The organism is Bradyrhizobium sp. (assembly GCF_049512235.1).
Taxonomy (GTDB): Bacteria; Pseudomonadota; Alphaproteobacteria; order Rhizobiales; family Xanthobacteraceae; genus Bradyrhizobium.
The window spans coordinates 18,393-38,715 of the sequence record NZ_JBEKXH010000006.1; the positions used below are offsets into that span (position 1 = coordinate 18,393).

Sequence of the window (20,323 nt, forward strand, 5' to 3'; positions counted from 1 at the left end):
CAGTGGGAACACCTGATGTCTCACGCTGAAAGCCGGCTTGCCGCCGCCGCCGGTCAGGGTGTCGGAGCGAGGCTCAACCGCAAGGAGGACGATCGCTTGCTGCGGGGACGCGGCCAATACGTGGCCGATATCCGGATCTCAGGCCTACGGGATGTTGCCTTTGTGCGCAGCCCGCTGGCGCATGCCCGAATCAGGGCGATTGGCGTGCCGGATCGCTATCGGGATGTCGTGTTCACGGCTGAGGATCTGACCGGGGTCAAGCCGATCCGCGCCGTGTCAGGCCTGCCCGGCTTTAAGATATCGGAACAGCCCGTGCTGGCGACCGGCAAGGTCCGCCACGTCGGTGAACTCCTCGCCATGTGCGTGGCGCCGACCCGGGCGGAGGCCGAAGATATCGCTGCCGCGGTGACGCTGGAGCTCGAAGAATTGCCGGCGGTCACCGATATGCTCAAGGCGCGCGCCGAAACGACCGCGCTCGTGCATGAGCATTGGGGTGACAACGTGTTTCTTGAAACCGCCTTCGAGGTCGATATCGCGCCGGCCCTGGATGCGCCCATAAAAGTGACGCGCGAAATATCGACCGCGCGGCAGTGCATGTCGCCGCTTGAGGGACGCGGCGTGGTCGCCAGTTTCGATCAACGGCTCGACCAACTGACGCTTCATACCGGCACCCAGATGCCGCACATCGTTCGCAATGGCCTGTCCGATTGCCTCGGCGTCGAGCAGGGCCGGATTCGCATCATATCGCCCGATGTCGGTGGCGGGTTTGGGCACAAGGGAATTCTGCTGCCGGAAGAAGTCTGCCTTGGCTGGCTCGCGATGCACAAAGGCATCGTCGTGCGCTGGATCGAAGACCGGCGTGAACACCTGACGGCGAGCGCCAACTGCAGGGAGCACTATTACAACATCACCGTCTATGCCGACCGTGACGGTTTTCTGCGCGGCATCGACTGCGAGGCGACCGTCGATTCCGGCGCTTACTCCTCGTATCCCTTCTCTGCCTGTCTTGAAGCCGCACAGGTGGCGAGCATCCTGCCGGGTCCCTACCGGATGCCGGCTTATCGCTGCCGGACCTTCTCGGTCGCGACCAACAAGTGTCCGATCCTGCCCTATCGCGGTGTTGCCCGTACCGGCGTCTGCTTCGCGCTGGAGATCATGCTGGATGCGGTGGCGGTCGAAGCCGGGCTCGAGCCAAGCGAGGTCCGTCTGCGCAATCTGGTCAGCCCGGACCAGATGCCGTTCGACAATATCACCCGAAAGCATTTCGACAGCGGCGATTATCCCCAGGCCCTGCGGCGCGCTGTGGCGGCCATCGATATCGCGGCCGTGCGGGCACGTCAGCGCAGCCAAGAGCCGGATGGCCGCCTGATCGGCGCCGGCCTCTCGATCTATTGCGAGCAGGCCGCGCACGGCACCTCGGTCTATGCCGGCTGGGGAATTCCGATGGTGCCCGGACACGAGCAGGCCCAGGCGCGGATGACGCCCGACGGCGGCCTCGAAATCCGCGTCGGTGTGCACTCCCATGGTCAGGGCCTCGAAACCACGCTGGCGCAGGTCGCGCACGAAATTCTCGGCATCGATACGGCGAGGGTGCGTGTCGTGCATGGCGATACCGCGATGACCCCCTATTCGACCGGCACCTGGGGTTCGCGTTCGATGGTGATGGCCGGCGGCGCGGTCGCGACCGCCTGCATCGAGATCGCCGAGCGCGCCAAGCGGATCGGCGCCAGACTGTTGCAACTCGATCCGGCGATGGTCGCCTTGCGCGAGGGCCGTGTCTGCGGACCAACCAGCAGCATCGGACTGACCGAGATCGCCCATACCTGGTACCGGCGTCCGCAAGATTTGCCGCCGGATGTCGATCCGGGCGGGCTGGAGGCAACCAGCGGCTACAAGCCGCAGCGCGACAGCGGCACCTTCTCTTATGGCGCCCACGCCGTCATCGTCGCGGTCGACCCGGATCTCGGCTGTGTCGAGATCCTCGACTATGTGATCGTCGAGGACGGCGGCGTGCTGGTTAATCCGATGATCGTCGACGGCCAGATCTATGGCGGATTGGCGCAGGGCATCGGTACCGCGCTGTATGAGGAAATGCCGTTCGATGCCGCCGGGCAGCCCCTTGCAACAACGCTTTCCGACTATCTGCTTCCGGGTCCGACCGAGGTTCCCGAGCCCCGCCTCGATCATATGGAAACGCCCTCGCCTTACACCATGTTCGGCGTCAAGGGCATCGGCGAAGGCGGCGCCATCGCGCCACCGGCGGCGATCGCCAACGCGGTCAATGACGCGCTGCGTCCGCTCGGCGTCGAACTGCTGCATTCGCCGATTTCGCCGCGCCGCATTGTCGAGGCGATACTGCTGGCCCGTGGCGCGCAAAGATCCGCCTCATGAAGGCGGCCGCGTTCGCTTATCAGCGTCCTTCTGATCTGAATGCCGCGCTGACCTTGTTAGCGGAGGCAGATGCCACGACGAAGATCATGGCCGGCGGCCAGTCGCTGGGCCCGATGCTCAACCTGCGGCTCATCGAGCCAGACCTGATCATCGACATCACAGCGCTGGCCGAATTGAAGCAGGCCGAGCGCCGCGGCGACGAACTCGTCATCGGGAGCTGTGTTACCCATGGCGATATCGAGGATGAGCGAGTACCCGATGTCACCCGCGGCGCCATGCGCAGGGTCGGCGCGGCCATTGCCTACCGGGCGGTTCGCAATCGCGGCACCATCGGCGGATCGCTCAGTCACGCCGATCCCGCAGCCGACTGGGTGTCTGCGCTTTCCGCTTTGGGGGCAAAGGTCACGCTGCGCAGTCTTGCCGGGGTTCGTGATCTCGCCGTCGAGGCGTTCGTGACGGGAGCGCTCGAATCAGCCCTGCAGCATGGCGAGATCCTCGAGGCGGTCCGCGTACCGGTGATGCGACCGTCGGCCCGCTGGGGCTACGTCAAGGCCTGCCGCAAGCCCGGCGAATTCGCCCACGCCATTGCGGCGGTGCGCATCGACCCGGAGGCTATGACATCACGGGTTGTGATTGGCGCCGTGGACGGTGCGCCGATCGTTCTTGGTGACGCGGCGGCGCTGTTTGGCGGAAAGGTGACGGGCGACTTCAAGCGGCAATTCGACGTCCGGGTGGCGGATGCGATCCTGGCGCAAGCGGGCCTGGCCAACGCGGCCGACCGCCACATTCATGTCGCGGTACTGCGACGTGCGGTCGGCGAGGCTGCCGCGTGACCATGATCGGGCTCACCGTCAATGCGCGCGCCGTCGAGGCTGCGGTGGAGCCGCGCACCCATCTCGCTGATTTCTTGCGTGAGGGTCTCGATCTGACCGGAACCCATCTGGGATGCGAGCACGGCGTATGCGGGGCTTGCACGGTGTTGCTCGATGACATGCCGGCGCGTTCCTGCATTACTTACGCGGTCGCCTGCGACGGCGCGCGTGTCACCACTATCGAAGGCCTCGATGAGGATGAAATCGCCATCGAGCTTCGCGCGGCCTTCCAACGCGAGCACGCCGTGCAGTGCGGCTATTGTACGCCTGCCATGCTGATCTCGGCGCGCGATCTGGTGCTTCGCCTCTCCGAGGCCGACGAATGCGGCATCCGCATCGCCTTGAGCGGCAATCTTTGCCGCTGCACCGGATATGTCGGAATCGTGCGGGCGGTCAAATCCGTGATCGACGCGCGGCGCAAGCGAGACCTGTCGTCGATCCCCGGCGCCGGGCGCACGACGCTCGGCCCTGTCGGCTCAGGCAACAGAGCCGTTTCTTCCAACGCGGCCGCTGTCAACGCGGCCGCACATCAAAGTGAAATCCAGCCGGAGGGCACCGGCACGCTCGCGATCCCGGACTTCAGACCGGCGCTGGTGCTGCAAGATCAGTTCACGGTGGCTTATCCGCCCGACCGGGTGTTCGAGATGTTCGGAGATGTCGCCGCGATTGCCGCCTGCCTGCCAGGCGCGGCCCTTGGCGCCGCGCCGACACCGGAGCGCGTGGAAGGCATGATCAGGGTCAAGCTCGGCCCGATTTCAGCAATTTTCCGCGGCTCGGCGCGGATCGAGCGCGACTCCACGAACTTATCTGGCCGGATCGTCGGCATCGGCAGCGATCAGCGCAGCCGGTCTTCCACCCAAGGCGAGATCCGCTATCACCTGGTGCCGATCGAACGGGGCGCGGGGACGCGTGTTGATCTTTCGATCGGTTACAGCCTGACGGGCATGCTCGCACAGATCGCCCGCGAGGGACTGGTGCGCGACCTCGCCAGCCGGCTGACCAAGGATTTTGCGCGCAACCTGGATCGACACCTTGCCGGCATCCCGAGGGATGATGCCGCATCGACGCAAAGCCTGAATGGCATTTCCTTGCTGTTCGGTCTGTTGCGCAAGCGCGCGCGTGAGATTTGTCAGCGCGTCCTCGATCGCCGCTATTGATGATGGTACGATGGCATTGCCAAAACCGCACCCGGCCCTTGATGCTCCTAGGGCTGGAGCCAGCCCCACACCAGCATCAGGTTGGCCGCGCAGGCCGCCAGCAGCGCCACTGACAGCGCAACGTGCACTCGTTCGGCGGATGACTTGAAGGTCGTTGCCATGACGGCAAGACATCCGGCGATTCTACCCCGGGAGTCTCGGGGATTATTTTTCGCTGGATTTAAGGACTTGTTTACGACTCACCACTGCGGCCGATAGTCCGCGCCCGCGGGGCCGCGCCTGATTGCTGGCCACCGCCTCACCGGCCCGTGAACCCTGGGATCGCCGCCGGAGCGAAACCGGCATCGGGCGGCGGCGTTGACAGCAGTGGAATTTTCCAGAGGAGCGATCCGATGCCCTACGCCCTCTTCAGTAACGACGCCAAGCTGAGCAAGGCCTACCCGACCGAGGCCGACGTCTGGAAACACGCCCGGAAAAGCGGGCTGGTGGTCGATGTCATGTCAGACCTGAACAAGCCGACGCCGCGGCCGGTGCTGGACAACGATTATGAGATCAAGCCATGCCGGCCCGATCCCGAGGAAGATCCCGTCCAGAACCAGGCCGACGCCGAGCGCGAGGAACAGAGGGAAATTCAACTGAATTCGTGAGGGGTTGTTCGTGAGGAGCGAGTTTTTCGTCCCGGGGGATCGCCGGGACGACGTTTGAGAGGCTGCGCCACCTCCGATAGGATGCGCTACCAGAGGCTACACAACCAGAGGCTGCGCTAGGGCGTCGCGACCGCCAGTGAGGCCTGCTCGCTGGCAAGCACCACGCAGGCCTTCCTGCGGTGCAAACCCCGGATCGCCCCGGTGACCTTGAGAACCTGGCCGGCAGGACAGGAGGGATCCTGCACCAAGGCGATTTCATAGGGCGCCAGCACGAGGGGCTCGGACTTCAGCACGGTCTGGGCAAGGCAGGGCAGCGTCAACGCGGATATAGTCAAACCTAGAAGCAAGGTACGCATTTTTTGTTTTCCACCAACCGGCACACCATAATAGCGCATTGCACGCAAAAGTTTCATGCACTGCAAAAATTATTTTTTCGCTGACGCGGCGGCCGCATTCTTCGCCGGCGTGTTGGCGCGACGCTCGAACACCTTGCTGCTTCGTCCGAAAGCAGCGGCGCTCCCCCCCTTCAAGGCCTCGCCGGTCCTGGCGACCCGTCCTTCGGGCCGATCGCGACCTTGCGGCTGAGGTTGATCGTTGGTTGTCCGGGGAAGAGGTCGCCCCCGATGGCCTCAACCAGGAAAACCGAGCCCGCGTTCGTGAGATGCACGATATCGCTGGCCACCACATCATCGGCCGTTGGCCCGACCCGCGTCAGGCAGCCATCCGGATTGCACAGCACATGCCAGGCCGAGATGTATTGCACACCGGCGGCCGCGCTGAAGGCGGCCATGCGTGCATCGTCCTGCGGACCCGACACACCGTCGGCGATCCGGTCGGCGATGACGTGCCGCAACCGGTAGGCATTGACCAGCGAAAAAGGAAGGGTCCGTTTCCAAACCGGCACCGGCCCGAGAATGACTATTCGGGGGATATCGAGAGCTTTCAGCGCTCTGATCGTTTCCCCGAGCTTGCCGAGGTCGTTGTTCAGCCCCCACATCGCGTGAAGCAGCACGATCTCGGGATGCGACGACTTGATGAAACCAAAGACGATATTGTTGGCCTCGTCACAGCGCGGTGCGGTCGCCAGGATCGGCGCGCAGGCCGGAGCCGCAAAGCGGGCCAGCCGGAAAGAGACAAGCGATTGGGCTTTCTTCAATCCCGGGTAGAGCGCGGCCGCGTTGGAATCCCCCCATGAAAACAAAAGCGGCTTCTCGCCCTGCTCGATGCAATCAGCATCAAGTCGGGCCCCCGGCGCCTCCAGGAAACACTTGTCGCGCAATCCAGCATTGTTCTGCTGCGGAATCATGGCGATGTCCCGGATTACCGGAGAAAAACGAAAGCCAAAGCCGGAAGCGCCCGCCGTTGCCATCCCCAGTATGCCGATGGCCAGCAATCCGAACGACAATCCCGGAACGGCCGCCGGCCGTCGGCGGATCGGGATTTCGACCATACGGTAGGTCAGCCAGGAGAGAACAACCGCGGCGATGAGGGTAATCCAGATCTCCAGAAAATTCGGTACCCCATGTCGCGTGATCGCGAGATAGGTCAATAGCGGCCAGTGCCATAGATAGAGTGGGTAGCTGATCAATCCGATCAGGACCATCGGGCGGCTCGCCAATATGATCTTGTTCACCCTGGAATTTGGTGAGACGATCATCAGCACCGCGCCGAGCACCGGGAGCAGCGCAGCCGGGCCGGGAAACAGACTGCTCTTGTTGAGCCCGAACGCAGCGCCAAGGATTGCCGAAAGGCCGATCGTTGCCGTGAGGTCGTCGCGCAGCGGCGAACTCGGTCGTTCGTGTTCACCAGCTTCGACGTAGCGGTTTGCAACCAAGCCGCCGGCCAGCAATTCCCACGCTCTCGATAGTGGCGAGTAAAACGACCACTCTTGATGACCGAAGAAAATCGTCAGGCTGGCGCCGAACGAGGCGATCGCGATGGTTAAGGTAAAAAACCGGCGCCGCCTCGAGCCGGACAGCATCAGCAGAACAAGCGGCCAGAGGATGTAGAACTGCTCCTCGATGCCCAACGACCAGAGGTGAAGCAGCGGATTATCGGCTGTATCGGGCGCGAAATAGCCGGACTGGCTGAGCTGGAACAGATTGGATACAAAGGCTACGCTGGCTATGACATTCTCGCCGAGCAGGCTAAAATCGTCCGGCAGCAAAACAAACCAGCCGATTGTGTAAGTCGCGGCCAGCACCACGATCAGAGCCGGGAAAATCCGCCGGACCCGGCGCGCGTAAAATTCCGGCAATGAAAAGCTGCGGGCCTTCTGCTGCGTCAGGATGATGCGGGTAATCAGAAAGCCGGAAATAACGAAGAAGATATCAACCCCGACAAATCCGCCAGGCACCAGCCAGGGCTGCGCGTGATATCCGACCACCATCAGAATCGAGATGGCTCGCAGGCCGTCGATATCAGCGCGATAGGCAGCGGCGTCGGCGTCGCGTCCGGGCCGAGTCATCGGCGGTATCTGGTCTCAAGCAACATGTCCTAGGCCCGGCAGGTGGCGAGGCCCGGCGAAGTCACTCGATGCGCCACAACGCAACAAGGCCGGCGCGAGGCCGGCCTTTCCTTAGCATCGGAACCAAAGAAAGTCAGTAGCCCATGGTGGGCAAGTTACCCCAGCCGAAGCGGTAGTTCACGCCGATCTTGACGCTATGTTCGTCATTTCGCAACCGGGTGCCGACCAGCGTCGCCGGGCCGGCGGTGAAGGTGGTGTTGCCGAAATTGTAATACTGGTACTCGCCTTTGACGGACCAGCGCGGTGCGAACATGTATTCGAGACCGGTACCGACGGTGTAGCCGGCGGTTTGGTTGCCCGTGGTCGTAAAGGCCTTCGGCACGCCTGCCATGGTCACCGCGGTGTTGTAATTATCGCGGAACGCGAAACCGCCCTTGGCGTACAGCAGCGCCGGACCCCAAGTGTATCCGATCCGGCCGGTGAGCGAGCCAACGTCGTCGTTTTTCCGGGTCACCATCACGTTACCAGGTAACAGAAGCTTGGTGTTGTCACCGGCAATCCCGCTGAACTGGACTTCGGAACCGATCACCCAGTTCGGCGCGAACTGGTAATCGGCGCCGGCCTGCACGCCGCCCATGAACCCGCCGCTGCTTTTCGACCCGAACACGCCGCCAAGATGGCCGCCGAGGTAAAAGCCGGTCCAGTTATAAATGGCTTCAGGGGCTTTATAGACCGGAGCCTTGGTATAAGGCCGTGCAGGCAGATCGGCCGCGATTGCGGGAGCCGCAAAGGCGATCAAGGCGGCGCCACCGATCAGATATTTCTTCATCACTCATTCCCTATTACTTTCGAGGCTACAGGATGCGAACAACGTGGCCTCAATTTGGTTGCTTGACGGTAATGCCGGAGCACGGATCGCTCTTAACTGTGACGACGCGGCAACAACGCCTCATTGTTCCATCGACCGAGCCATTTTTTTTCATCCAGCCGGCGCGCGGTTTACGGCTGGGCTTTTGTCAACGCAGTGACCCATCGAGCTTCGGTGAATAGTGACCGGGGGTTTCGCCTGCGCCGCGCGAAAATAGAAAAATCGGGGAGGGATGTAGGCAAATCGTTATCCCGAGCTCTCCCCTTGAGGGAGAGCGGGCAATTCAAAAACCGTGCCTGCGGTTGCTAGGTCATGCTGCCAGGCATGAAGCAGCGGATCGAGATCTGATTGTCAAACCGCAGCGGCCAAACCATCGTGCGTCCCGCCCGGTTCGGTTCGGTGATCACGGCGTCGTCGGGAACATCGACCCAATTGTTCTCAAGGCGAACGCGATAATGGCCATCCTTGGATTCCCAATCGGGATCTGCAACGGCTACCCCATCCGCCACCGAGCAGCACAGTCCCCTGCCGCTCGCCAGATGATCGAACCATGGTTTAAGCGGTGAATCCGCGTAGCGGCCATCAAGGTCGCGAGCTCTCACGCCACCAACAATGCAAGCAACCATGATACTGAAGGTCAGACCAAACACGATGCGTCTCATGTGCCACGCTCCTGAATGTCAAAACCAGCCCGCTTCCGCTCCAAGCAATGTTCATGCCGCCTATCCGAATCGCGGCGTTGTGATACCTTGCAACCTAGGATAATAGCGCGATTGCGGCAGCTTGATGTACTGGCATCAGCTTGATGCACCGGTATATCGTGTCCCTGGCGCTTGCCGCCGCTAACGCGTCAGCTTTTCCAGTTCCGGAAACGGCGCGTAGACCGCGCCCGGGCAGATTTCGCTGGCGTTTTCGACCATGCGGTCGAGCCGGCCATTGATATAGAGAATGGCGCGTTCGCGCGGCTCGCGATAGCTGCCATCTGATTCGTGCGGGGTAAAGCGCAGGCAGGTGACATAACGGAGCCGCCCGCCGACGGTACGCTGCGCCGGCTCGGCCATCGCAGCGTCACGTATGCCAACGGGATTGTTCAGATAGGTTCTCATGAACGCCAGCACTTCGACGCGGTAGTTCTGCGGAAACGGCTGGTTTGCGGTACCGCTATCGATGCTGAGCGGGACATCCCGGCCCTCATCGCTGCCCGCGCATGCCGCGAGCGCGATTGGCAAGACCAGGATCGCCGCGCGCTTTGCCAACATCTTCAACATGAAATTCCATTGCAGTCTGTCCCAGCGAATTCTAGACCGCCAGCCGGCCAAATGGAATTCGCATCTAGCTCATGGAACTGCCCCCTTCGGGTTGTTGCCCGCGCAGCTTCATCCCGAGGCCCCGTCCATGAACTGCAGAGCATGCCCTTGAGCTTGCGCCATGTTGGGCGCGTGCGCTTCGACGATCGGGCCATGCGCCATATTTAGCCATAACTTATTTAGCCATAACTTAAGAGAGTGCTATCGGCACGGAGCTGGTGACGAGCGTTGCCGATCGCGCCCCTCGGATCAGCCGCGCTTGGCGGCGGGCACCATGTGCTTGGTCGAGACCTTCGTGAGCTTGTGCATCCGCAGCGCGCCCATCCGCTTGTGGGAACGATGATGGCGATGGTGGCTGTGACGGTGGCCCATATTGGCGTTGCGTTCACATCTATGACATGTTTGTCATTTTGCGCCTCACTCGCTCCGCAAAGGGCGCCGCCGAGCTCCCTTAAATAAACACGATTTCCCCGGAATGTCGGCTCGAGCCGGGTGTTGTTCTAGTCATCGAACCTCGGTGTAAAGTCGTCCACCAAATAAAATCCGCCAAAATTGGAGAGTTGCATGGAAAAATCTGCAAGCAGGCTTGTGACGCTGTCGTTCCTGTCGATGGCGCTGATCGCGGCGCCCATTTTTACCAAAGCGTATGCCGCAGGCAGCGACACTCCCTCGCCACCGGCGTCGGACTCCACCAAGGAAAAGAAGAAGCACGACAAGAGCTCCAGCATCGAGGATCCCCGCTTCCTTGAGAGCTATCGCACGGCCTACACCACGATCTACGATCGCCACGACTATGCCGCGGCGATCGAGCAGTTGAAGGCGCTGGGTCATGAGGATCGCGCCGACGTCGCCAACCTGCTCGGCTATTCCTACCGCAAGCTCGGCAACTACGAGGTCTCGCAGGTCTACTACCAGCGCGCGCTGCAGGACGATCCCAACCATGTTCGGACCTGGCAGTATTACGGCCTGTGGCAGCTCGAACAGGGCAACCGCGATCAGGCGAACTATCACCTGAGCCGGATCGAACAGATCTGCGGCAAGGACTGCCCGGAATATCGCTCGCTGCAGGCGGCCCTCGAGCAGCCGGTCGGCACTGGCCTCGTCTACTGAGTTCCTCAATCAAACACCACCGGCGCAACCTGATACGGTTGCGCCGGTTTTTGTTTTGTTCCGGCTTCCAAGGATATCCTGCTCAATCTTCGCTTAGAGTCAGATTGGCTGCTGCATGGGCAACGGTTCTGCCAGAAGTTTCAGCCTGTAAACCAGTTTCCCGGTTTGATCGGCGACCTCCATCCGCCAATTAAAATCAAGATCGGCGGTGCGGAGAACGGCCGGCATCAAATCGACACACATGGCCACCGCTTCTCTCTTGGCCGCTCCCAAGTCCGAAAGCACCGCAGTGACTGGTAATCCCGCAAACTTACCCTCTTTCACGCTGAAAGAATATCTCTGCATGGATTTCTTCCTCCCTGGCGACTTGCCAGATCCTACTATCTCCGCAGGGCATATGTCTGTCCGGTCGCCGACTCTGAGATCGGAGATCCCTGTGGAATCCAAGGCGAAATCGAGCGGATCAAAAAATAGTGGATTGACAGAACGATCAGCAATCGAATCGGAAACCAGACGGTATCCACCAGCGTTGAAGTCCGGCAACACAGGCTGCCAAGCGCTTTTGCGATCGGAAAACGGCAAGAAACTGCGGATTATATGACCTCTCACTTCATTAGCGCCTCGGCCTCGGCCCGGAACGCTTGCCGCGAGGCGTCGCGCGAGTAGAACATGTGACCGCCGGGATAGACGACAAGCTTCACGCGTAGCGGTGTAGCGTAGGCGGGTAGCTGGTCGAGCAGGATTTTGGTACCGAAATACGGCGTGGCAAGATCGAACAGGCCCTGCCCCACCAACACCCTCAGCTTCGGGTCGAGCGCGAGGATCCGCCGCAATTCGGAAATCGACTCGGCGGGCCGCAGACCGCGGCCGAAATCCCAGGCCTTCTCGACTGCGCCATTGAGCAGTTCGTAGGAGCCGTCCGGTCGCCAATTGAGCTTGCTCCTGGTAAGGTCGACCGCGGCGCTGGTCAAAGGCGCGATCAGAGGATCGCCCGAGGGATCGCCGAAATGGTAGAAGCTGGAGTCCGGATCGGGATCGAGGCCCAGGACCGAGGCATCGTAGCGGCCTGTCACCTTGCCGTCCTTGCGATCGAATTCGCGGCGAAACTCGATTGCGTCCAATCGCCCGGCCAGCCTGCGGCTGATCGCCTGGTCGATCCCCGTCAATGCCGCCACCTTGTCGGCAAGGCGCGTGGTCGCCTCGGTGTCGGCTTGCCCCTTGATGAGATCCGTGAGGTAATCGCCCCGCGCATAGCTTTCGACGTCGGCCATGTCCGCGCGGGTCACCGCGCCCTTTGCCGCGCGCGCCACTGCTGCCATGGTGGGAAGGCTCGCTACATATTGCAGAATGCTGGAGCCGGAATATTCTCGGAAGTCGAGCACCGGAGAGACCAGGATCAGGCCCTTGACCCCGATGCCCTGCTCGACTTGCAGACTGCGAACGACCTTCGGTCCGCGAATACCGCCATAGCTTTCGCCGGCGACAAATTTCGGCGACAGCAGACGGTCGGACTTTTCCAGCCAGCGCCGGATGGTCAAGGCCATCGAGCTGACGTCGCCGTCGACTGAAAAAAACTTCTTCCGCACGTCATCGCCGGACGCCACGAAGCGGCTATAGCCGGTGTCGACCGGATCGATGAAGACGAGATCGCTAAAGTCGAGCCAGGTCTCGGCGTTGGGTTGCAGATCGGGAGGCGAGGAAGAACTCACTGCGGCGGCGTCGATGGCCAGCCGCCAGGGTCCGGCATTGCCCAATTGCAGCCATGCCGACGCCGAGCCGGGACCGCCATTGAAGAAGAAGGTCACCGGCCGGGTGCGCGCCTCGGCGCCATCCAGCTGATAGGCGATGTAGGCGATATCGGCCTGCGGCTCGCCCTTGTCGTCGAACAGGCGGATCGAACCCGCCGTGGCCGCGAACGCCAGCGTGCGCCCGGGAAGCGCCAGCGTCTGCTGGGTCGTCGCGTCCGGCGGTAGACGATGTTGCTCGGCGGCGTTGGGTGAATTCGGGGTGGCGGCACGCCCGCTTATGCCGGATGATTTCTGCCCCGAAGGCGTCGCGGCGGATGGCGGCTGCGGCGGTGGCGCATCCTCGGCGCGCGCGCCGGCCAGATCGGCCAATGCCAGCATGCCGAATACAAAAAGTGCAGAGACGAGTACCGCATGGCGCGACGACGCGAACCGGCTGGCCATTCTTGTTTCCTCTCCCGCTTCCCATCATCTACCCGGCATCGCCGCATTCGACCCTTTCGAGCCCGGATTGCAGGATGTTTCAAAAGTGCGACAGCCGGGCATTGTTGGCAAGCGAATACAGGCCAGATCTGCATTCGAGCTGATCGTACGATCGAGCGGCATTGGCGTCAGCTCATCCATCTCGACAACAGCCGCCCAAGTCGTATAGGACGACCCCGGCGCAGCCAATCCCGTCAGCGCCGATTTGAGTTCGCGATCCCATGACCATCCCCGCGGCATATGAACGGATCGCTTTTGTCGCGAGTGCCGGCGCGGAAGCCCAGCAGGCGCTGGCGCAGCTGGTCCAGCTCTACGGCCACCACGATCCCGACGACGCCGATGTCGTGGTGGCGCTCGGCGGCGATGGATTGATGCTGCAGACGCTGCATCAGAATATGCGTTCGGACAAGCCGATCTACGGCATGCATCGCGGCACCATCGGCTTTCTGATGAACGAATTCAGCCCCCACGGCCTGCACGCCCGTCTGGAGGCGGCCCGGGAATCGGTGATCCATCCGCTCTTGATGCGCGCCACCGATGTACGCGGCGTGGTGCATCTTCACCATGCCATCAACGAAGTCTCGCTATTCCGCCAGACCTACCAGGTAGCGCGCCTGAGGATACTGATCGACGAACGCGAACGCATGGCCGAACTGATGGCCGATGGCATCCTGGTGGCGACCCCCGCGGGATCCACGGCCTATAATCTTTCGGCGCAGGGGCCGATCATTCCGATCAACGCCCCGCTTTTGGCCATGACCCCGATCTGCGCGTTCCGTCCGCGCCGCTGGCGTGGTGCCCTGCTCCCCAACACCGCCTATGTCGTCATCGAGGTGCTCGAAGGCGACAAACGGCCGGTTGCCGCGGTAGCCGATCACGACGAGGCGCGCGACGTCCGCCGCGTCGAAGTGCTTTCCGATAAGACGATCTCGATGCGGATGCTGTTCGACCCCGGCCACAGCCTAGAAGAGCGCATTTTGAGCGAGCAGTTCGGGTATTGATTCCCCGCCGTCGGGCGGGCGCGCCCGTCGACCTCCGCGCTAATCCCATGCTGTTCGCAACCCTTCCTTAACGGGAGCGGGATAGGGTTAATTTGCAGTATACCGAAGTTTCGGTACGCGCTTAGAGCCGGGCCATGTTTCGCATTGAATTCAACAAGCTGCGATTTCTTGTGTGCGACGACAATCCGCACATGCGCCGCATTTTGCGCACGCTGCTGCATTCGTTTGGCGCGCGCGAGGTCTATGAATCCGAGGACGGCGCGACCGCGCTCGAAATGTACAGCCACTATGTCCCCGATATTGTCATCACCGACTGGTCGATGCCGATTTTCGACGGCCTCGAACTCTCGCAGATGATCCGGCAGCCGGAATCCAAGGGCAATCCGTTCGCACCGATCATCATGCTGACGGGCCACTCCGAGAAGCGGCGCGTCACGGTGGCGCGCGACGCCGGCGTCACCGAATTCCTGGCCAAGCCGATCTCGGCCAAGGGGCTCTATCAGCGCATTCTGAACGTGGTCGCCAATCCGCGCCCGTTCATCAAGACCAAGACCTATTTCGGCCCGGACCGAAGGCGCAATACCGGCAACACCTACATCGGCCCCGAGCGCCGCGTCGGCGGCGAGGTCGAAGTCCTGCAGCAGCCCTCGCTGCTCGAAAAGGCCCGCTCCGGCATCTAGCGGACGACCCAAGGAAATCATGATGGCGAAAGACAAGAAGACCCTCCAGATCGAAACCTTCACCGACCATCACGTCATCACGCAGCCCAATCCATTGCGCAAGCTGTTGCGGCGGGTCGACGGCAAGGATGGCGACGATCCGGTGGCGCGCGCCGAAAAAGCCCTTGCCGGACTGTCAGGCGAATTCAAGAACTGGATGGTCGTGGAAACCGACCGGCTCGGAAAAGCCTACGCCGCGATCCTCAAAGGCGGCTTTACCGACGCCAACCGTGAAGAGCTGTTTCGCGCCGCGCACGACATCAAGGGCGACGCCGCGACGTTCGGATATCCTTCCGCCGGCGCCGCGGCCGAAAGCCTGTGCAGGATCATCGAACATGCGCCCGATCTCGGCGAGGTGCCGGCCGATCTGATGGCACATCATATCAATGCCATTCAGGCCATCGTGCGCGAGCGCACCAAGCCCGATACCGTCAAGACGGCAAACGAACTCAGCCGGCAGTTGCGCGGTGTCGCCGACGAATACCTCGCCCACGCCAACCGCGACCGTCCCGAACACCTCGAAGCGATCCTCGCGCCGAGCATCGTGCCGGGAGGTTAGACCAGAAAATCAACGTCTTCCTCGCTAACGCGAGGAGCCGTAAGCCCGGGCGCAAATTGTTGCGACTTCGGCTGCTAACGCTCACTCCCGCCGGGCAATCACGGGCGGTTCGGGCATATCGGCCCGGCTTTGGGCAAGGCACGACGCGGCTGCTGCGCGCCTGGCAACCGGAATCACGCAGCGATCAAATCGTCCGGGATCTCTGCGGCGCTCTCCTCCACCATCAGTTCGTCGCAGAACAGCCGGGCTTCTTCGCGCGCCGACTCGGTTGCAAAGCGCCGCAGCAGGATCAACAGCGGTTCGGCGGTCAGCCGGTCGGTTCCGCAATGCGTCAACACCCGCTCCACCATCCGGCGCCGCAACCGTGCCGCGCCGCCGATACTATCGGCAAATCCGGTTTCGTGGCTCGCTTCGAGCGCGATCCTGAACGCCGCGAATGTCGATTCCGGCAATCCGGCGCGCGATAGCAGCGCCTGCAGGCTGGCGTGGCCGCGGTCTTGCAGCAGTGCGGAAACCCGCGCCTGCGGCAGGCCGGATAATTCCGCAAGCGCGCTTTCGAACAATTCGAGATTGGCCGACAACAGGGCGCGCAGGATCAGTCCCGCGGTGAGCTGACCGGTGGCGCGCAGATGGCGCACCAGGCCGCGCATGTCGTCGCCGCGCGAGCGGCTTGCGATATTCACAGTCGAGCGCTCGCGCGCCTCGCTCGCGACCCGCAGCGCCCGGTCGGCACTGAGCCAGTTGCGGGCGACAACGAATTGGGTCAGCGTGTCCGACAGCTTTGCCACCAGCGCCGCCCGCATCGCGGCGGGCAGATCGTCCAGCACCAGCATCGCTTCCCGGATCGCGGCGAGATGGCCATGACGCTCGACAATGCGATCCCACGAGAACGGCGCGAGTTCGGCAGACGCGTTTTCGATCAGTTCGAGCGCCGCCGCGGCGCTGCCGACTTCGGCGATCGCGGCGCAGACCGAAGCCGGCACGCTGGCGCGGCGGGCGATCGCGGATTGCACCTCAGAATTGCCGGTCGCGACAATGTCAACGAGGTCGGCGTCAATCAGAAGCGGTGAATGTTCGAGCACCGGGAGCGCGACCGAGGCCTGGTCAAGCGACAGCGCCTGCACGATGGCCGCGGGGGCCTCAATGCTGCGCGCGAAAATTTCCGCCATGGCCTGGCGCACCAGCGGACTGGGATCGTCGAGCAGTATCAGCAGCGCGCCTTCGGCAGCCGCGCGATCTTCTTCGGTCAGATCGGAAACCAGCCAGGCCCGCGCCAGCGATCGTGTTGCCTCTGCCCGCTCGCCTGGCGGAGCGGTCCGTATCCAACTGATAAACTGCGGAACGATCATGGCCCTGCCGGCTTACGCAACCAGAAACGACATCGTGACGCGATGCCACTGTCAGGGAAAATAAACCATGGCTCTTAACAAAGCGTTCAGCATAAACGGCTGGTTTCATTGACGTTTTGTTAAGCGCGCGACAACGCATCATTAAGGTTTCAGTCAGCGGACGCGGATCTTTGGCGCAACCAGCGTCGGAATGGGTTGAACGGAACCCGGGCGCGCAGTCCGGCCGGCATTCTCTGCGCTGAACAGCGTGAACGTCGCCGACAGGTCGGCGCGCGAGAGCACCAGACGGCGTTCGCTGATGTCCGTGACCTTCCAGCCATTGACGTCGTCACCCGGCCGCACCCAGATGATCCGTTCCGACGGCCCGGTGGCGATGAAGGCGCGCGGGCCCTCCACGCCCACGACGATGCCGAAGAGGGCGACGCTGGGCGGCGAGGCCGGGGAGGGCGGCGGCGGCTTCTCGACGTGGGCCATCGGCGCCGGTTGCCGCCGGGAGGGTGGGCGCCGGCTCGGGGAGAACAGGGGGCGCTCGCGCGTGGCCGACAGCCGATCCAGCGGGATCTCGGCGACCGGATTGCCGGACGTTGCAAACCCCGGTGGGTTGGGAGCCTCCAACGCGGGCGGCGCCTGTGCCCCGCCCGTAGCGCCGGCAAGCTGCACCCACATCGAGCCATGGACGCCGACGCACGCAATGATGAGCAGCCGGCGCAGCCTCGAAGTTTTGATCAGCCGCGAGCAGGACTTTTCCGAGCTGCGATCACCGGTCATGTTCCGTGCGGCTTGAACTTGAAGAGTACGCCGGTCTCGACTTCGGCGGGACGCCCTGTCACCACATAAGGCTTGAATTCCCACTGCGTCAGCGCCTCCACGATCGCCTGGCGCTGCGCCGGACTGGCACTGATCACGTGCACGTGGCGGACCCGGCCGTCTTGGCCGATGATAATCCGGACCGGCACGTCGACGCCCCTGGGATCGTTGGGAACCGGGTCGACCTTGCGCAGTAGCGTCTGCTCGGTCGCGTAATCCTTTATGCAAACCGGAATTGTCTGCTCGGCGCCGGCGCCAGCCGGCAATTGCGTTCCGGCTTCACCAGGCAGCGCCATCGCCTCAAGACCGCGCGCGATGTTCTCGACCTGAGTCCGATCCGTGCCGGTGATATTGAACATGACCGAATGGCAGCGCAGTTCCGTCGCCAGCCAGACGCGATAAAGGCCGCCGGCATTATAGTCGAGGCGCAGAAAGTCATGGCCGCGGATTGCAATGCTGTCGAGCCCGCGGTCGATCGTCATGTAGGAAATGCCCCGGATGGCATCGCTGAAATCCGCCGCCATCTCGGCGGCGCTCGCGAACGGCTTGGCGCCGAAGAACAGGTCCTGGGCGACGATCAGGATCGACGCGCGTTCGGCCTTGGTGCCGTCGAACGCCGACAGCACATAGGAGCCGACGGCCGATGGCGGCGGCCCTGCGAGGCCTTTGGACCACCCTTGCGGCAGCGGCACGGAGAGGCCGAAATACTTGTTCTCGTAGGCTGTGCCGACGACCGATCCGGACTCGGGATCCGGGCCGTCCCAACCTTTGGTCGGAGGGCCCGGCGGCGGCTGCGACGGCGCATCCGACTGCGCCAGCGCACGGCAGCCCGCCGTCTCCGGGATCGACATCTGCCCTGTCCAGACGCCGACCGACAGCGACAGAAAAACCAGATAGCGAGCTCCTTTCGTCAACGGTCCCTCCCCACCCGGCAGCCTCGTCCGCGCATCGGCGCCGCCCCGCAAAAGACTGGTTCACGCGCAAGGGATTATAGCCACGCGATGCTCGATCACAACGTTAAATTGGCTGGCCTCTGATCCGCTCGCCGTCTGCATCCGCGCTTTAGGTGCGTCGTTTCGGGTGCGGCGTTCCGAGTTTGCGGGACTTTCGAAACGACCTATCAGTCGGACCCGGGATGCCTGCGCGAGCGCCAGCGGACGACGCTCGTGACGAGGTTGAACTGCGGGCCGTCGAGGGAGAGCTTGACCCGACCGCACCACCAACCCGACGCCGCGGGTACGACGGACCTGACGATCCCCACCCGTGCGCGATGCGACTGTTGCGGCCGCAGTGCGAACTTCAGACAGGGCATCGTCGCCTCGCCGCGGTCATCATGCCGCCAGGCCCATGTTGCGTCGACTTTTTGATTGTGGGTCTGAAAGATCCACCGGTCCGATAGCTGTGGATGAAAATGGCTTGCCCGAATGACAGGGGTAAAATAGTACTTGACGGCAACCTTCAACTGATCAATCTTAGATATGCCTTCAGCGTATATACACGCTAGGCGCGTTGGGGGCTTTCCGAGACAACTTAACCGTTTAACGTTTCGACCCGGGTGGTTGCACGCGCGCCAGCGATGGACGCTCGTGTCGACGATGACCTGTGGCCGTGGAGGATATGGAGAGGTCGCATGAGAAGAATTCGCCTGAGTACAGCAACGAGAACCACGACAAAGAAGACGATGAGGGCCGGAGCGGCCGTCGTCGGTGCAACCATCATGGGCCTGCTCGCCGCATCCGGGACGGCGTTCGGCCAGGTTCCGGTGGATCCCGGTCCGCGTGGCGGGCCGGTCGGCGCCGGGCTACCGGTGTCGGGACTGAGCCAACTGCAACAGAATTTCTTCCTCGGAGCGCAGAAGCGCTTCCAGGAGGTCGATTCGGTGTCCGGCACGGTGGTCAACGAGGCCGGTTCCGGTCTCGGGCCGCGTTTCAACGGCAACAGTTGTGCCCAGTGTCATGCGTTCCCGGCGCTCGGCGGGTCGAGCCCGACCGTCAATCCGCAGGTCGCGTTGGCCAAGCTCGACGGCGCCACCAACACGGTGCCATCCTTCATCACCTCGAACGGCCCCGTTCGCGAGGCGCGCTTCATCAACAATTCGAACGGCACGCCGGACGGCGGCGTCCATGACCTGTACACGATCACCGGCCGCGTCGACGCCAACGGCTGCAACATCAGCCAGCCGAATTTCACTCAGGCGATCGCGAACAGCAACATCATCTTCCGCATCCCGACGCCGGTGTTCGGGGCCGGGCTGGTGGAAAATGTCCCCGACGCGAACCTCAGATCGCAGGAGGCGAGCCTGCAGTCCCTGCAGGCCGCGCTCGGCATCACCTCCGGCGTGTTCAACATCAGCGGCAACGACGGCACGATCACCCGGTTCGGCTGGAAGGCGCAGAACAAGTCGCTGCTGATCTTCGCCGGCGAAGCCTACAATGTCGAGCAGGGCGTCACCAACGAGGCCTTTCCCGATGAGCGCGACACCACGTCGGGGTGCGTGTTCAACGCCACCCCAGAGGATTCGACCAATCTGACCGACGGCGGCCAGAGTGGCAGCCCGGCGTCGGATTTCTCCTCCGACGTTGTCAATTTCGCGGCGTTCGCCCGCCTCCTGGCGGCGCCGACCCCGGCCGCCTCCACCAGCCATACGACCAATGGCGCCCAGCAGTTCGACAATATCGGCTGCACCCGCTGCCACATCCCGCATCAGAAGACGGCGAACTCCCCGTTCGGCGGGATGAGCGCCGTGCAGATCAGCGTCTACAGCGACTTCGCCATCCATAACATGGGCGTCGGCCTGCAGGACCAGATCAGCCAGGGCGCGGCCAACGGCCAGCAATTCCG

Annotated in this window: 20 protein-coding genes; 9 read left to right on the plus strand and 11 right to left on the minus strand. The window is 62.8% G+C overall.

The window, feature by feature from the left end; genetic code table 11:
* The first annotated feature begins 15 nt into the window (after nucleotides 1-15).
* The 4 genes from ABSG20_RS01170 to ABSG20_RS01185 all read left to right on the plus strand — a co-directional run bounded on the left by ABSG20_RS01170 (nucleotide 16) and on the right by ABSG20_RS01185 (nucleotide 5,067).
* Nucleotides 16-2,391 carry a xanthine dehydrogenase family protein molybdopterin-binding subunit gene (locus tag ABSG20_RS01170; protein WP_423862642.1) on the plus strand — a complete coding sequence of 792 codons (2,376 nt, stop codon included), beginning with the start codon at nucleotides 16-18 and terminating at the stop codon, nucleotides 2,389-2,391.
* The gene (locus tag ABSG20_RS01175; RefSeq protein WP_423862643.1) at nucleotides 2,388-3,224 is read left to right on the plus strand and encodes an FAD binding domain-containing protein; all 837 of its coding nucleotides are present in this window, start codon (nucleotides 2,388-2,390) and stop codon (nucleotides 3,222-3,224) included. Before ABSG20_RS01170 ends, ABSG20_RS01175 begins: the two co-directional genes overlap by 4 nt.
* Nucleotides 3,225-3,226: 2 nt before the next feature.
* Nucleotides 3,227-4,420: a xanthine dehydrogenase family Fe-S subunit gene (locus ABSG20_RS01180; RefSeq protein ID WP_423862659.1), complete on the plus strand. Its 1,194-nt coding sequence runs from the start codon at nucleotides 3,227-3,229 to the stop codon at nucleotides 4,418-4,420.
* Between the two features lie 392 nt (nucleotides 4,421-4,812).
* Nucleotides 4,813-5,067 (plus strand): hypothetical protein, encoded by a 255-nt coding sequence (locus ABSG20_RS01185; protein ID WP_423862644.1) that lies wholly within the window; start codon nucleotides 4,813-4,815, stop codon nucleotides 5,065-5,067.
* 116 nt (nucleotides 5,068-5,183) lie between these two features.
* Here the strand turns inward: ABSG20_RS01185 and ABSG20_RS01190 are convergent, their stop codons facing one another.
* From ABSG20_RS01190 to ABSG20_RS01210, 5 genes are all read right to left on the minus strand, one after another.
* Nucleotides 5,184-5,423 (minus strand): hypothetical protein, encoded by a 240-nt coding sequence (locus ABSG20_RS01190; RefSeq protein ID WP_423862645.1) that lies wholly within the window; start codon nucleotides 5,421-5,423, stop codon nucleotides 5,184-5,186.
* A gap of 170 nt (nucleotides 5,424-5,593) precedes the next feature.
* Nucleotides 5,594-7,534 carry an acyltransferase family protein gene (locus ABSG20_RS01195; protein ID WP_423862646.1) on the minus strand — a complete coding sequence of 647 codons (1,941 nt, stop codon included), beginning with the start codon at nucleotides 7,532-7,534 and terminating at the stop codon, nucleotides 5,594-5,596.
* A gap of 133 nt (nucleotides 7,535-7,667) precedes the next feature.
* On the minus strand, nucleotides 7,668-8,363 hold the full coding sequence (locus tag ABSG20_RS01200) for an outer membrane protein (RefSeq protein WP_423862647.1): 696 nt from the start codon (nucleotides 8,361-8,363) through the stop codon (nucleotides 7,668-7,670).
* Nucleotides 8,364-8,707: 344 nt separating this feature from the next.
* The gene (locus ABSG20_RS01205; RefSeq protein ID WP_423862660.1) at nucleotides 8,708-9,028 is read right to left on the minus strand and encodes a hypothetical protein; all 321 of its coding nucleotides are present in this window, start codon (nucleotides 9,026-9,028) and stop codon (nucleotides 8,708-8,710) included.
* Between the two features lie 216 nt (nucleotides 9,029-9,244).
* A complete protein-coding gene (locus ABSG20_RS01210) occupies nucleotides 9,245-9,670 on the minus strand; it encodes a hypothetical protein (protein ID WP_423862648.1) in 426 nt (141 codons plus the stop codon).
* 603 nt (nucleotides 9,671-10,273) lie between these two features.
* On the opposite strand from ABSG20_RS01210, the gene ABSG20_RS01215 reads away from it, so the two are divergent.
* Nucleotides 10,274-10,819 carry a tetratricopeptide repeat protein gene (locus ABSG20_RS01215; protein ID WP_423862649.1) on the plus strand — a complete coding sequence of 182 codons (546 nt, stop codon included), beginning with the start codon at nucleotides 10,274-10,276 and terminating at the stop codon, nucleotides 10,817-10,819.
* A gap of 99 nt (nucleotides 10,820-10,918) precedes the next feature.
* Here the strand turns inward: ABSG20_RS01215 and ABSG20_RS01220 are convergent, their stop codons facing one another.
* The gene (locus tag ABSG20_RS01220; RefSeq protein WP_423862650.1) at nucleotides 10,919-11,362 is read right to left on the minus strand and encodes a DUF6894 family protein; all 444 of its coding nucleotides are present in this window, start codon (nucleotides 11,360-11,362) and stop codon (nucleotides 10,919-10,921) included.
* Nucleotides 11,363-11,424: 62 nt separating this feature from the next.
* Entirely contained in the window at nucleotides 11,425-12,945 is a 1,521-nt protein-coding gene (locus ABSG20_RS01225) for a S10 family peptidase (protein WP_423862661.1), read from the minus strand.
* 323 nt (nucleotides 12,946-13,268) lie between these two features.
* On the opposite strand from ABSG20_RS01225, the gene ABSG20_RS01230 reads away from it, so the two are divergent.
* The 3 genes from ABSG20_RS01230 (at nucleotide 13,269) to ABSG20_RS01240 (ending at nucleotide 15,326) form a co-directional block, all read left to right on the plus strand.
* The gene (locus ABSG20_RS01230) at nucleotides 13,269-14,048 is read left to right on the plus strand and encodes an NAD kinase (RefSeq protein ID WP_423862651.1); all 780 of its coding nucleotides are present in this window, start codon (nucleotides 13,269-13,271) and stop codon (nucleotides 14,046-14,048) included.
* Nucleotides 14,049-14,182: 134 nt separating this feature from the next.
* Nucleotides 14,183-14,728 (plus strand): response regulator, encoded by a 546-nt coding sequence (locus ABSG20_RS01235; RefSeq protein ID WP_423862652.1) that lies wholly within the window; start codon nucleotides 14,183-14,185, stop codon nucleotides 14,726-14,728.
* Between the two features lie 22 nt (nucleotides 14,729-14,750).
* Nucleotides 14,751-15,326, plus strand: a complete 576-nt coding sequence (locus ABSG20_RS01240) for an Hpt domain-containing protein (RefSeq protein WP_423862653.1) — start codon at nucleotides 14,751-14,753, stop codon at nucleotides 15,324-15,326.
* 173 nt (nucleotides 15,327-15,499) lie between these two features.
* Here the strand turns inward: ABSG20_RS01240 and ABSG20_RS01245 are convergent, their stop codons facing one another.
* The 4 genes from ABSG20_RS01245 to ABSG20_RS01260 form a co-directional block, all read right to left on the minus strand.
* Nucleotides 15,500-16,675, minus strand: coding sequence for a DUF2336 domain-containing protein (locus ABSG20_RS01245; protein ID WP_423862654.1), 1,176 nt, complete (start codon nucleotides 16,673-16,675; stop codon nucleotides 15,500-15,502).
* Between the two features lie 153 nt (nucleotides 16,676-16,828).
* Entirely contained in the window at nucleotides 16,829-17,443 is a 615-nt protein-coding gene (locus ABSG20_RS01250; RefSeq protein ID WP_423862655.1) for a hypothetical protein, read from the minus strand.
* The gene (locus ABSG20_RS01255) at nucleotides 17,440-18,396 is read right to left on the minus strand and encodes an energy transducer TonB (protein WP_423862656.1); all 957 of its coding nucleotides are present in this window, start codon (nucleotides 18,394-18,396) and stop codon (nucleotides 17,440-17,442) included. The genes ABSG20_RS01250 and ABSG20_RS01255 overlap by 4 nt, the downstream gene beginning before the upstream one ends.
* Nucleotides 18,397-18,602: 206 nt before the next feature.
* Complete coding sequence (locus tag ABSG20_RS01260; RefSeq protein WP_423862657.1) at nucleotides 18,603-18,944, minus strand: hypothetical protein; 342 nt, start codon at nucleotides 18,942-18,944, stop codon at nucleotides 18,603-18,605.
* Nucleotides 18,945-19,112: 168 nt separating this feature from the next.
* On the opposite strand from ABSG20_RS01260, the gene ABSG20_RS01265 reads away from it, so the two are divergent.
* The coding region (locus ABSG20_RS01265; RefSeq protein WP_423862658.1) for a di-heme oxidoredictase family protein at nucleotides 19,113-20,323 on the plus strand (1,211 nt) is incomplete at its 3' end.